Origin of the sequence: Desulfotruncus arcticus DSM 17038 (genome assembly GCF_900113335.1) — a bacterium.
GTDB classification, from domain to species: Bacteria; Bacillota; Desulfotomaculia; order Desulfotomaculales; family Desulfallaceae; genus Desulfotruncus; species Desulfotruncus arcticus.
In genome coordinates, this window is sequence record NZ_FOOX01000006.1 from 122,897 (window position 1) to 136,083 (window position 13,187).

General features: G+C 58.7%; 5 protein-coding genes and 1 riboswitch. All 5 genes read right to left on the minus strand.

The genetic code is table 11. The annotated features are described in order from the left end of the window. Positions 1–305: 305 nt before the first annotated feature. Positions 306–3,668, minus strand: a complete 3,363-nt coding sequence (locus BM056_RS09960; RefSeq protein ID WP_092471238.1) for an S-layer homology domain-containing protein — start codon at positions 3,666–3,668, stop codon at positions 306–308. An 86-nt stretch (positions 3,669–3,754) separates the two neighbouring features. Next, a complete protein-coding gene (locus BM056_RS09965; protein WP_092471240.1) occupies positions 3,755–6,919 on the minus strand; it encodes an outer membrane protein assembly factor BamB family protein in 3,165 nt (1,054 codons plus the stop codon). Positions 6,920–6,938: 19 nt separating this feature from the next. Then, a complete protein-coding gene (locus BM056_RS09970; RefSeq protein ID WP_092471242.1) occupies positions 6,939–11,075 on the minus strand; it encodes an outer membrane protein assembly factor BamB family protein in 4,137 nt (1,378 codons plus the stop codon). A 178-nt stretch (positions 11,076–11,253) separates the two neighbouring features. Then, positions 11,254–12,066: a DUF4430 domain-containing protein gene (locus tag BM056_RS09975; protein ID WP_092471244.1), complete on the minus strand. Its 813-nt coding sequence runs from the start codon at positions 12,064–12,066 to the stop codon at positions 11,254–11,256. A 279-nt stretch (positions 12,067–12,345) separates the two neighbouring features. Then, positions 12,346–12,563, minus strand: a riboswitch (cobalamin riboswitch). A gap of 446 nt (positions 12,564–13,009) precedes the next feature. Beyond that, complete coding sequence (locus tag BM056_RS26180; protein ID WP_165613457.1) at positions 13,010–13,186, minus strand: hypothetical protein; 177 nt, start codon at positions 13,184–13,186, stop codon at positions 13,010–13,012. Position 13,187 lies beyond the last annotated feature (1 nt).

The following is a 13,187-nucleotide window of genomic DNA, read 5'->3' on the forward strand; positions in this document are numbered from 1 at the left end:
CAACATGGCCTAATTTTCATTACACTGAAAACGGCTCCATCCCAAGAACCGCCTTCAGATCTGCCGACGTGACTTGATACCATATAGCCCTGGCGTTGCACACGGAAAATTTAAAAAATCCGGAAAACTTTTTTTCACCGGAACAGCAAAGGCACTATCCCCCGGCGGGGATAGTGCCTTTGTGTTCCGGTTGGTGTTTGTCTGTCCGGCGCCTATGATTATAGATGCTTCATTAATTATTGATATTACTGATATTATTGATGCTTTTTTATGGCATCACCCTTGATACTTACTCTAAGCTCAATCTACTGCTGCAGTATTCCGTACAGCCTGTACAGCATCACCGCGGCCTGGGCCCGGTTGGTATTGTCGGCGGGGGTGAAGCGGCCGTCGCCCACCCCGGTGATGATTCCTTCCTGCGCCGCCAGCGCCGCACCATCTTGCGCCCAGGCGGCGATCCGGTCCCGGTCTTTAAAGCCGGCCAGGTCTTCCGCCCGGCCGCCGGCATGGCCTTTTTGCTCCAGCACTCTGGCGATGATGACGGCCATTTCTTCCCGGCTGATGCTGTTTCCGGGGTTGAACCGGTCTTGGCTGACTCCGCCCACCAGTCCGCCGGCGTAGGCCGCCGCTACGGCATCGTGGTACCAGCTGTCTTGGGATACGTCTTTAAAGGGCAGGTCGGTGTTTTGCGGCGCTTTTTGATCGAGCACTCTGGTGATTAGGGAGGCGAATTCGGCCCGGGTGACGTCGGCCCCGGGGTCGAAGATGCCGTTCCCTTTGCCGCTGATGATGCCCTGGCCCGCCAGTGCTTCAATGGCTTCCCGGGCCCAGGCATAATTTTCCAAGTCTGTAAATTGATTTTGTATTTCCACGGTTTTTTCAGTTTCTTTGGCAAAGTATTTGCTAAAATGCCCGGTTCGGAATGTTACTCTGCCGCTAATGGAGTCGTAGGTCCCGCCCATTGGTTCCAGGCTACCGTCGGCTTTGATCCGGTAGACGGTTACGGCGGTCGGGGTGCCCGGGTAGGGCAGGCTCACTTCCAGCGGTGCGCTGAAGGCGATGATGGCTTCTCCCGCCGCGGCGGCGTTCAGGTCTACTACGATGCTGCCCGGAGGCACCGCCGGGTTGTTCAGGTCGGCCGGGTCCACCAGGGCGGCGCTCAGGGTTATGTCTTTGTCTTGGCTTGCCTGGCCGAAGGCGCCCGGGGGCAGGTTGAAGGTTGCCTCCGGAGTGTTTATGGCCAGGCTGTCCGCTCCTCCGGCGGCCACTTCGTCCATTGTCCCGGCGGGCAGGGTAACCTGTACGGCTTTCTCGCCCTGGCCGGGTATGGTTATGACGGCCTGACGGGCCAGTTTAAGATCCTGGCCGAGGTCCATTTGACCAAGCTTTTCTTCCAGGCCGGCCACGGTTTGGACGGCATAGCCGGCCAGTTCTCCGGCCTGGCCGGGGTCCAGGGCTGCTTGCAGTTCCACGTCTTGCATGGTCAGCCGGTCGGCGCCGAGGGTTTCCTGCACCAGGCACCGGGCGGCCTGACGGGCCAGGCTGAGCACGCTGTTTTGCACGGCGGCGGCATCCTGATCTTGCAGGGAGGCCAGTATTGGGGCGGCGTCGTCCAGCAGTCCGTCAACTGTTTCTTGCAGGCCGGCTTTATCGCTGATGCGATCCAGTATTCCGGCGACGGCTTCGATAGTTTCTACCGCCGCCCGGGCCAGAGTTGCTTTGCTTTCCGCGCCGCTTATCTGCGGGGCCAGCCCGGCCAGTACGCCGGTTATCTGCAGGCAGGAGCCGGCAAAGGTGGCGGCAGCCTGATCGCCGGTGATACGGCCGGCGGCCTGGTCCAGCAAACCGGTGACGGCGGCGGTGTTGTCCAGCAGAGCGGCGGCGTCGGCCGCGGTCTGCACTTTCGCCAGGCTGTTGGCCAGGCTAATGGCGGCGGCTTTTACGGTTTCAGCCACCAGGTTTCCGTCCGCTTCCGGATTGTCCAGTACTTCTTTGATTATTCGGGCGGCGTCGGCCGGATCTTCAGGTACCGGAACGACCGTTTCTATGCTTTCTCCGGTAACCTTTACCCGCACCTTTTCAGTTCTGGACATTAGGGGGAAGTAGCAGCCTCCGCTGCTGGCGTCTTTGTCCAGTTTAACAGCATATACTTCAAAAGTGCCGGGGTTTTTCATGGTGATTTCCACTTCACCGTTGGCGCCGGTGGTATATTCCTCACTTCCCACGTATACGGCGGCTTCCTCCATGGGCTCCTTGCGGCTGGTGTTACTCATGCTCATGCCACCGTTGCTCCGGCCGAAGACTTTCACTTTGAGCTGTTCCCCGGTTTTGAGACTGGTGGGAGTTACCTCCATGGAGCCGAAATAGGAGTTGACGTCGCCGTAGTACCATTCGATTTTGTCCCCATCCCTCACGGGCCACACGCCCACGCCCTCGTTGATTAGCTTGTTGTTGACCCGGACCAGCCAGCCGCAGGTGGGGTGCCCGGACTCAAAGTCGAATTCTTCTTCCCCGGCCATCCGGGCCACGTAGTTATCCTGGTAGCCCACGGAGTTGTCCCGGATGCCGTTTTGGTTCCAGGCCATCACGGTGGCCAGCAGCACGGTGGCCCGGTCGTTCACGTACTCCACCCCGTCGGGACCGGTAAAACGGTACTTGCCTTCTTCACCCTTGTAGTCCTCGGGGTTGAAAGTGACGTAGCCGTCCATGATCGTATCCCGGTAGCCTTCGATACGCATTTTTACTGTGATGCTGCTACCTACGGGATCCGTTCCGGGGTTGCTGCCGCCGGAACCGCTCACCGTTATTTTCACGGGTACCGGCCGGATCAGGCTGCCGGTGGTGGGTTCACAGGTCACACTGAAACTACCCTGGTTTCCGGGGGTAAAGCTGGTCTGCCCCGCACTGTCCGTGGTTTTAATCTCACTGTTGAAGACCACGGGCTGGCCGGGCACCGGTGAGGCGGAAGTGCCATCCAGTTTCTCCAGAGTAACGGTAAACTGTGCCCCAACCGCTATACTGGCCGGGGTAACGGTCAGCCGGGTGATGGTGGGGTCCCAGATCAGGTCATCCACCAGCACAATCTCATCCCCGTCATGGAGCCTGGTGCCGGGTACGGCCATGCCTCCCCGGCTGTTCAGCAGCCACTGCCAGCCGGTTTCTCCCCGGATGGCATGGATCATATCCCCCTGCATTTCATAGGGGACGTCCTTTTCATTGAAAGCCTTCAGCACCGCCTCCAGGAGAGTGGTTTCCCCATCCGAGATCGGCACCTCGGTCCGGGGCAGCAGGGTTTCCGCGCTGCCCTCCACCCGGACAGTCACCGCTGCCGAGCGGTAATTACCAACGGCAAAATCCTGCTGGATATGGATTCCATTGCTGGTAACCGTAGCCCTGTAGCCTCCCTCGTCCATGACAAAGGAAAAGGCATAGGCGCCGTCCCCGCCGGATTTAGTCTGGTCGGAGTATTTTTTATCCCCGTCATCCAGCCCCGTAACCAAAAGGGTTACGGCGGTATCAGGGGTGGTGGTCCCCGTAATGGTTAGGCGATGCTCCTGCTGCTGCAGCTCGGCCGTGAAATTGTCGGCGGCGAGGGCCGGGGGCGACCAGCATAAAACCAGGGCCAAAACCATCAGCAAAGACAGAAACCTTTTACTTGATATCTTCATTCTATCCCTCCTGTCTTTCCCAGGGTCACCCGCCGAAGCAGGGAGGCCTTTCCTCCCCCTCCGGCCTGCGATGACCTCTGTCTCCACTATTCGCTGATTAAATCCGTCAGGGCTCTTCCTTTCAGCCAGTCATTCCAAACCATCGCCCTGACTTCGTAATCTCCTTCCCCGGGTACGGAAAAGGTTGCTTCTATCTGATGGCTCCCACCGGGTAAAAAGGTCTTGGAGATATAGCTTTGCTGAATCAACTCCCGGCTCTCCCGGTCATATAGTCCCACGATAAATACCGCCGATTTTTCCTGCTCCGAAATGTTTTTGATGACTATACGGACATTTCTCTCTCCATCCACGCTGTCCGTACTCTCTATTTTCTTAATTTCAAAGTCCTGCCGCACCACCGTCAAAGTCGAAGCATCCAGTATTTGGCTGTTTTCCTTCAGGGTTACCACGATATTCACCTGCCCGGCCTTTTTAGTGGTCAGCAGACCCGCATCGGTGACACCGGCCACATCAGGGTCACTGACCGACCAGTTGACCAGACTGTTGTCCAGCACGATGCCCCGCTGGTTTTTCACCCCCAGGGCAATGCTCCGGCCGGTTTCCATTTCCAGCCCGTCCGGAAAAATTTCCAGGGCTGTGACCGTCACCGGCTCCGAACCATGGGAAACAATCTTATAGTAAATAGTGGAAACTCCATTGGCCAAGTAATCCTGCAGGGCGGCCAAAGCCTGGAGACCCTGGGGGGTGGCAAAGGCCGGGTCCGGGCTGTTGGTATGGTTGAACATCCCCGTAGCCGTCTGGTAGTTCAGCAGCGCGGTGACCGCATTGCCTCCTTTTTTGGTAAAGGCCGGTCCCTGGGGATCCACCCCCCAGGCTGTTAGGGCCATGATTACCTGGGCGGAGGACTCGCAGTTGGTGGCGCCCCAGGAGCCGTAAGTACCGTCCTCCTGCTGGTTTTCACTCAGCCACAGGATGGCCGCTTCTCCCGCCGCCCTGATCTCGGGCCGGTCCCGGTAGGGGGCCAGGGCATAGAGGGCCATGCCCGTCATATCCGGCTCCGGAACGCTGCCTCCGCCATAGGCCCAACCCTTACCGCTCCGGTTGCTCAAAATATGATTGATCAGCGCTTCCCGGGTGTTTTTGGCCCCCGGCGGCACCACGGCATTGGCGGCATCCAGGGCAATGAGGCCCCACACCGAGGCATTGATGCCCTGGCTCAGATCCGGCCAGTTGACAATCTTATCAATCAGGTCCACCCCACCGAAATCCCGGGGGTCCGCCCCCGCTGACACCAGCGCGATGGCGGTGCGCTCGTAGTCCGTCATCTGGGAGCCGACGCCCTTATCCCGCACGCCGGCTTCCAGCCTGGCCAGATAGACGTCCCCTCCGTATTCCCGGACATCCGCCCCGGCGGCGTTGATGCCGAAGACCACCCAGTCCCTGTTGCCCACCCCTTCCCGGGCGTAGTAGCCCAGAGTCTTCACCAGGGCCGCCCGCACTTCCTCCGGGGTCACTTTGGTTATCGCGGGCTCCTTGACCAGCACCCGCACCTCTTGGGCCAGTTCCGGGCGGTTTTTAACCCGCACCCGCATGGTTCCCTCCCCGGCACTGACGCCTTGAACCATCCCGTTTTCGTCCACCGTCACCACGGGCAGGGTCCTGCTGGTCCACTCAAAGGCTTCTCCCTTTACCGTCCGGCTCCCGGCAGTCAGGCCCGCCTGCAGCAGCAGTTGGTTCCCCACCAACAGCTCCGGGTTGGCGGGGGTGACGGTCAGGGTCACATCCCGGGTGTCTTCCAGTACCGTAATCCGCACGGTGCCGGTCACCTGCGGCGCTTTGGGATGACTTACGGTTACCGTCGCGGCGCCCGCCGCCAGGCCCCGCACCGTGCCCCCCGCATCCACCGCCAGTACGGCGGGGTCGCTGCCGGCATACTGCAAATCGCCGGTGTCCATAGGGCGGCCGTAGGTATCGGTCAGGCCCGGCTGCAGGGTGTAGGTACTCCCCTTGAGCAGGGCAAAGTCGGCCTCCAGCGTTAAGCGGTCGGGAATCAGGGTCAGGTCGGGATCGGTAAACTTCAGCAGCCTCCCGTCGGAAGCCACGCAGTACAGTTCCCCGCCGGGCCCGGGCGCCGAAACCTGGTAGATCCAGTATTGCCCCCCGGTACTCCGCCATTTTTCTTCCCCCGCGGGGGTCACGGCATAGAGGTTTTTGCCCAGGGGCACATAAACGGTGCCGTCCGGGCCCACCGCCGGGGCGCGTCCATAGTGCTGGTCCGCGGTCATGTACGCTTCGTCCCCCCGGAACACCCATTTCTCGCCGCCGTCCGCGGTATCCACGGCGTGGAGCCGGTTGTCCTCGGTTTTGTAGTACAAAGTATCCCCGTCCAGCGCCGGGGCGCCGGCCAGCTGGTTAACCTCCAGCTGCCATTTGATGCCGCCGTCCGCCGGGTCCAGGGCCAGCAGGCGGCTTTCTTTCAAACTGGTGCCTTTTGCATAAGCCATGATATAAAGGGTGCCGTCAGCCCCCGCGGCCATTCGCTTTTCATCAATGTCCCCCGAGCTGCTTGTGGCCTCATACAATACCAGGTCTGTAAAGTGCCGGTACCACTTTTCGCTCACGTCCGCCGGGTTCAGGGCGTTGACGGAGTTGGGGCTGCCCACGTAAACCGTGCCGTCCGCCGGGGACACCACGGGGGTGTTCCGGCTCCAGCCCCCCTTGGTGGCCGCCGCCCATTTCTGCTGTCCCGTATCCTTGTCCAGGGCGTAAAGGGTGCCGTTCAGGGCCGCCACGTACAAAGTGCCGTCCGCCCCCAGGGCCGGCGAGGTCCCCGGGGACACCACGTCCCCCATGGGGGCGGTCCAGAGCACCCGGCCGTCCGGGGCCAGGGCATAGACCTTTTTGTCCCCGGAACCTAGATAGATATTTCCTTCTTCATCCGGTACCGGGCCGGCCCCGCCGGTTTTCTGATACTCGCCGGACTGGTACAAATTGGCCTTCCAGGCCGTGGTCCGGTCCGGGTTGACGCAGTACAGCCAGCCGTTGGTCACATTGACATAGGCGTTCCCCGTCCGGTCCACGGCGGGGAGTTCGTCCTCCCTTAAATCAACCTTGTACCCGCCCCGGAAGGTCCGCTCCCAGTCCGGGGTGACCCCCGGCCCCGCCAGGGCCGGGGCCCCGGGGGCGAAGGCAACCGCCAACAGGAAAAGCATCAGGGCGCGGATGACGCCGCGCTTTATTTTTCCCTTCATCACAATCCTCCTCCGGCCTCTATTGTCCCACCGGGATGCTCTCCCGGGCCAGTACCGCGTCCGACCGCCTGTCCCGCACCTGCAAAATCACCTGGTGCTTCCCGCTGACGGGAACGCGCACCCCCCACTGGTAGGTCTTCTTTTCCTGCACCGGCAGGGTATCCTCCAGGGTGGTGGCGCTCAGCACCGTGCCGCTGTCCAAATCCTGCAGGTACATGGTCAGGGCGGTATCCTTGGTTTCCTCCAGGCCGTTGAACAGATCCAGGGTCAAATCCCCGCAGCGGCCCGGGGCAAGGCTGCCTTTGCCGCTGACCCGGAGCTGCAGTCCCCCGCCCGGGCCGACCTTGCCCCGCAGGGCCGCCAGGCCCACTTCCCCCGCGGTCACATAAACCACGCCGTCCTCGTCCACGGTGATACTGTCGGGAACCTGGACGGAATAGGCATCCTTCAGCTGGGCCTGCCACAGCACCTCCCCGCTGTCGGGGTCCAGGGCATTGGTCTGCGCTATGGACAGGTAGACCACCCCGTCGGCGCCGATCACCGGCTTGTAGACCCCCGCCATATCGGGGCGGGAACGGTCTGTAAGGGTGGCGCGGGCTCGTTCGCCGCCGTCCGCATAGAGAAAATAGAGTTCTTTGTCGGCGTCCTCGGTCATTTCCACGGCGTAAACGGCCCCGTCCGCGTCGGTGCTCAGGGCCACCCGGCCGGCCAGGCCCCCGTAGCGCCAGTTTTCCTCCCCGGTATCACCGACCGCGAGCAGGCTGTATTCTCCTCCCTGATACTGCTGCAGAATCAGTTCCCCCCGGGGGGTGATTGCTTCCGGGTACAGCTGTCCCTCTCCCCGGTAGAAGGGCTGCAGTTTTTTCCCCGCCAGGGTGTAAAGGGTGTCCCCTTTTGCAAGATACAGTGTCCCTTCCGGCGAAAGGAGCAGGCCGTTGTTGGCGCCCGCCGCCAGGGGGCTGTCCCACAGGAGTTCGCCTTCTTGGTCCAGTTTGTAGAGCTTGCCCCGCTCCGTCAGGGCGTAAAGGGCGTCCTCCCCCACCGCCAGGGTCTCAATCCCGTCAGTGCCGGCAATGACATGCCAGAGGAGTTCCCCGCTGTCCGGCTCCACGGCCAGGACCGCCGTGCTGTCGATGGCGTACAGGTAAATAGTGCCCGCCGCGTCCACCTGGGGTTTGCCCAGTTGGACGCCCAGGTAATCTCCCAGCTCCGCTTCCCAGAGCAAGCCGCCGTCCTCCTGCTCCACGGCTACCAGTTTGTTTTCATTGACAAAGAAAAGCTCGTCGTCCCGGCCCATGACGTGGTAGGCCCGTTTCTGCCACCAGTAGCCCTCCAGGGGCCTGATCCACAGAATCTCGTAGGGGGCGGCCAGTATTTGCACCGGCAGACGGCAGGTAATGTCCGGGTGGTCCGTCAGGGTGGCGACGACTTCCACGGTTCCCTCCTTTTTCCCGGTCAGCACCGCGTTGTAGCGGATGTCATAATCCCCGCTGCCGCCCTGGTAGTTCAGCATGCTGACCACCGCGCCGTCGGTCAGGCTCCAGGTGACCGGCTGCTTGGGGGCGAACTGCCCGTGCTGGTCCTCCACAAAGACCCGCACCTGGGGCAGTCCCTCGCCCACAAACCCGGTCAGGCCGGCCACGGGCTGCTGGTTCTCCGGAGCGTTGTCCGGGGCGTTGTCGTAGACGAAATACATGCGGGCGGGAACCGGGGGTTCGATAACCTGTACGGAAATGGTCCGGGCGACAGCCGGGTTGTCCCGCACCCGCACGGTTATTTCCGCTTCGCCCAGGTCCCCGGCCGTCAGCAGCCCGTCCTCGCTGACGGTGACGACGGCTTCATTGCCGCTACTCCACTGCAAAGCCACGGCGGACAGAACCACCCCGTTCTGGTCCAGGGCCTCGGCGGTCACCCGGCGGGTCTCCCCGGAATACAGCACCACCTGGTCATTGTCCACCCGCAGGTCGCTGACCACCGAGCCCGACAGGTCGTAAAGGCTCACCGCCTCGATATCCACAAACCATCCTGCATTTTTCAGCGCCCGGTACATAGTGCCGTCGGGCCCTAGGGAAAAATAGGTATAATTTAAATAGGGAAGGGCGTTCCGGTAGTCGTCATAATAGGCGACGGGTTGGCGGTTTTGGTCATAGATGGCCGTATTCGTATAGAGATATCCATCCTCCCCGATAATGCCGTAACCGGCCTCATAGGGATGATCCTCCAGCACGCCGCCGTTTTCCCGGTCCAGCTTGAGGAACCGGCTGAAGGCCGCTCCTTCCGGCTGCGCCGTCACGTACACCCCGTCATCGTCCACGATGGGCCTGAGGTTGCCCACCCAGGAAAATGCCTTTTGCCAACGGACGGCGGGTGGCCCGCCGTCCGCCGGGGGCGTCAGGGCGTAGAACCGGTAGGGATCCCCGTCCCGGAAGGGTTTCGCGCCGATATAAACGGTGCCGTCATAATCCACCGCGGCCTGGGTAATCAGGTCCCCAAGTTCCGGGGAGACAAACTTCCACCGCAGGGTGCCCTGCCGGCCGTCAATCACCCACAGGGTTCGGCCGGACACGGCGTAGACATGGCCGTCCCGGTCCAGGGTAAATTGACCGGCCATGGGGTCGTCGTTGTCGTTCAGGATTTCACCCTCGGTGTCGAACTTCCACAGATAGGCCTGGTTTCTGCCGTCCATGGCATAGACCCGGCCGTCGTTGCCCCCCACATAGAGGAGGCCCTCCCCGCCGGGGGCCACCGGAGTAACCACCGGCGCGTCCAGCTCCACCTGCCAGGCTACCTGTCCCGTTTCCGGATCGACGGCCAGCAAGGTATTCTCCCCGGCGGTGAACAGGTAGGGTTGGCCGTCAATCTCTCCATACTCCAGGGAAATCCTTTTGTTTTCAGCAGACCTGGTTATGGCCGGGCCGGAAAAGCCCTCCTTCACCGTGCCGTCCCCGTTCAGGGCCAGGATATTATAAACCATTTCGTTCGGCTCCCATTCCGGCGCCCTGACCAGCGTATAAAGGGAGCCGTCGGCAGTCAAAACGGGATGGCCGAAATCGTAGTTTGTATCCAGGGAATAGGTCCACTGGGGAGTTAGTTTTTGGGGAAAATCGGCCCGTATTTCCAGGTCATACTGGTCCTGGATATTGCCGGCCCCCGCCACGGAAAGCCACAGGGTGACCCGGCCCGGCCCGACGCCGGTAAGGCGGCCCTGCTCATCCACCGTGGCCACCGCCGGGTCGCCGGTCTCCCACTGTAGGTTTTCCGCGGGATAGTCGGGGATGACGCTTCCATCGTCGTTGTAGACCGTGGCCGTCATTTGGACGGTTTCTCCCACCGTCACCCGTTTCACGGTTCGTTTTTCATTAATGGCGACATGAGCGGGCACGGCGATGGCCGGCCGGGTATTGAACCGCCAGTAGCCTCTGCCTGGTAGGTTGTAGATCCCCGGAAATAATTCCTCTGAATTTTGGGCTTTGATGCTGTCCTTTAATACCTTGATCTCAAAGCAGTGATTTTCCGCCAGGGCCAGAGGACTGCCGCTGCTGTCATAGACCTGTAGGGTGACGGTGTTGGGCTCTTCTTCGTTGAACAGCAGTTCACTTTTTTTATAGTCGTTATATTTTTGCAGCGTTTTCTCCCAGCCATCATAGTTTGGATCATAGTTTACGACAAAATGGTTGACACTGGCGTAGTCTTTGGCCGGGTTCCATTCCACCGGCTGGTTGAAAACCATTTTGATTTTCGAATCCGCCGGCACCCCCGGCCCCTCCGGGTCGTTGGGGGGGGTGAGCGCCACCAACTCCAGGGGACCGCTCCCCTGTAAAGGTGCGATATCCAGCCCGGTCCACCGGGTTTCCTCTTCGTACACAGCGTAAACTACGGTGGAGACCGTTTCCCCGCTGTCATTGACCGGAACCGTTAAGGAGATGCTTTTCCCGTCCCCCGGGATCTCCTGCCGGTTCCCCCGCGGGTCCAGGTAGTGCCAGTCAATGCCCTCCGGCGGGGTCAGGTCGGCCTCCAGGGTCACTGTTTCCCCGCCGGTGTAGGTCTCCCGTTCCGGCGTGACGCTAATGCCGGCGGCAAAGGCCGGGACCAGCAGCACCAGCAGGAGAAGCAGGGTTAACAGCATACAAAAAACAGGTCTTTTTTGGTTCCCCATGAATCCGTCATTCCTCCCTTGCCATGGCTTGACAATAAGGGGTATTGGAATTCCTTTTCAAGCCATAAACAGCATATATTTACTTCCTTGGCAAACGGCAAAAAGAGAACCAGTAAACTGATTCTCTCTTTGCGCATAATTCAGAGACCTGCCTGAAAGCACAGTTATTTTCCTTATACTACCAGGCAGTGTATTCCCATACCACGCTGTCGCCGTCATTCAATTCATAGATGGAACCCGCATAGCCCGGATCTTGATTGTTTACCGTATACTGCCAGCCGGTGGTCCCATCGTTGACATCGTCCTCAATTTTCTCCACATAGGAGCCTTCGGAGCTGATTACTACGTTGGTATTGCCGGCCACCCAGTCCCAATCCCAAGGCTCACCCTCATCAGGATCATACTTGAGCTCCAGCGCATAGAGCAGGGCATGGAGGGCGGTGGCATCTTCCTTCAGCACGTCGGCGTCGTCAAAGCCGGAACCGAAAACGTCATCCTTCAAAGAAAAGAGATCAACATCCAGATCGTTGAAAGTAAAACTCTCGGAATCAATACCAACCACCTGCACGTCGATGTTCTCGGCATCGGGGTCCTGGGTGGTTTCTTCCACCATCACATTGCTGTCGATGGTCATACCGTTAAAGGTGGCGGTGATGGTAGCCCGGCCGGGGCCCGTCAGCAGCACCGTGACCGTGTCGGTGCCGGTGATGGAGGTTTGTTCTTCTTCATCCTCATCCAGGAATTTGGCCACCGCCGCATCGGAGGTGAACCAGGAGATCCCGGCCTGGTTCTGGATGGTCAGCTTTTGATAACTGCTGTCCAGTCCCACCACCTTCATTCCTTCTTTATAGTCGGCTGCTCCCACCACGGTGAAGTCTTTAGAGTCGTCCAGGGTCAGCATGACGATGTCCTGGTCGTCGGCAAAGACCGGCATGGCCTGAAGACTAAATGCAAGGGTAAAGGCTATAACCAGGGTAAGCAGTTTTTTCATCTTGTTTTTCCTCCCTTTTACTTATTTGGGGCAGATCTCTGAATTAATTCCCAACCGCTTTGGCCTTCCTTTTCCGGCGCTATTGTTTTCGGCCTCACCTCCCCTGCCAAAATTCTCACCGACCGCCAAACACGCCGGGCTGCCGGGTACTTACACAAAAAAACCCGATTTTCCGAAGAAAGCCGGGTTTTTTGTCTGACGGTAAAGCAATAAAAGCCGCATGATTTTACGCAAACCGCCTGGTACAACCATTAGCTATATGCCTTTCTTCGGAAGGCTTAATGCTTGTCTGCTCGGGCAGGTTTCCTGACTCATGGCTCATGGCTTCCCTTCGCCTTCCCGTCTCACCCGGCACTCCACTCATTGAGTGCCGAGACGAAACAGTGGCCTGTTGAAAGGTTGCTCCCCATTCACAGTGGCCGGACCGTCCGGGATTCTCACCCGGTTCCCTTTTTAAGCCTTGATAGAATCAAAGCTCCTGAACAGAAGAATTATAAAGTTTCGCAATTTGTATCATTTAGTTAAGTTATTGATTTAGTTATTTATTTAAACTTACCATAAAAAACATATTCTGACAATGGTTTTGGTAAATAATGACTCTTTCCTTGTCTATTTAGCCTTTTATAGTGTATAAATAAGCTAATTTGATGTTTATTGCATTATTAAATATGGCTTTTGGGAGGAAAATTTGCTGGTTCATCTTGGCTAAAAGTGCCGCCCGGTTAGTACTTTACAGCGCGTTACTTGTATATTTTGCCGTTATTAATGCGTATTTATCTTGTTTTCACGTTAATTACATATATTTGAAATGCATCCTGACAAAATATTTTGTTGTAACTAACAGCAAAAGACTCCCCCATGGCAGATCACAGGGGAGTCTTTTATTGCAAAGCTTTTCTTCTTACTTATTTAAAGATTCAAAACCGGATCAATATCAACATCCTCATGGAGGGCTTTGGCAGGACAGCCTTATACCCTGGTTGTCCATTTCAGATCTTCCGACCTGGTTTGAATGCTCTATAGCCCTAACCACCTGGTATATTTCGTCTTGCCTGATTTTCATACTTTTTTGTCTTTCTTCAATACCGGCTACTCTTTCCTCTATACTCTTTGAGCTCAAT

Coding starts and splice junctions, on each gene's coding strand:
- BM056_RS09960 (WP_092471238.1), bottom strand. CDS start 3,668: ATGAAGATATCAAGTAAAAGGTTTCTGTCTTTGCTGATGGTTTTGGCC.
- BM056_RS09965 (WP_092471240.1), bottom strand. CDS start 6,919: ATGAAGGGAAAAATAAAGCGCGGCGTCATCCGCGCCCTGATGCTTTTC.
- BM056_RS09970 (WP_092471242.1), bottom strand. CDS start 11,075: ATGGGGAACCAAAAAAGACCTGTTTTTTGTATGCTGTTAACCCTGCTT.
- BM056_RS09975 (WP_092471244.1), bottom strand. CDS start 12,066: ATGAAAAAACTGCTTACCCTGGTTATAGCCTTTACCCTTGCATTTAGT.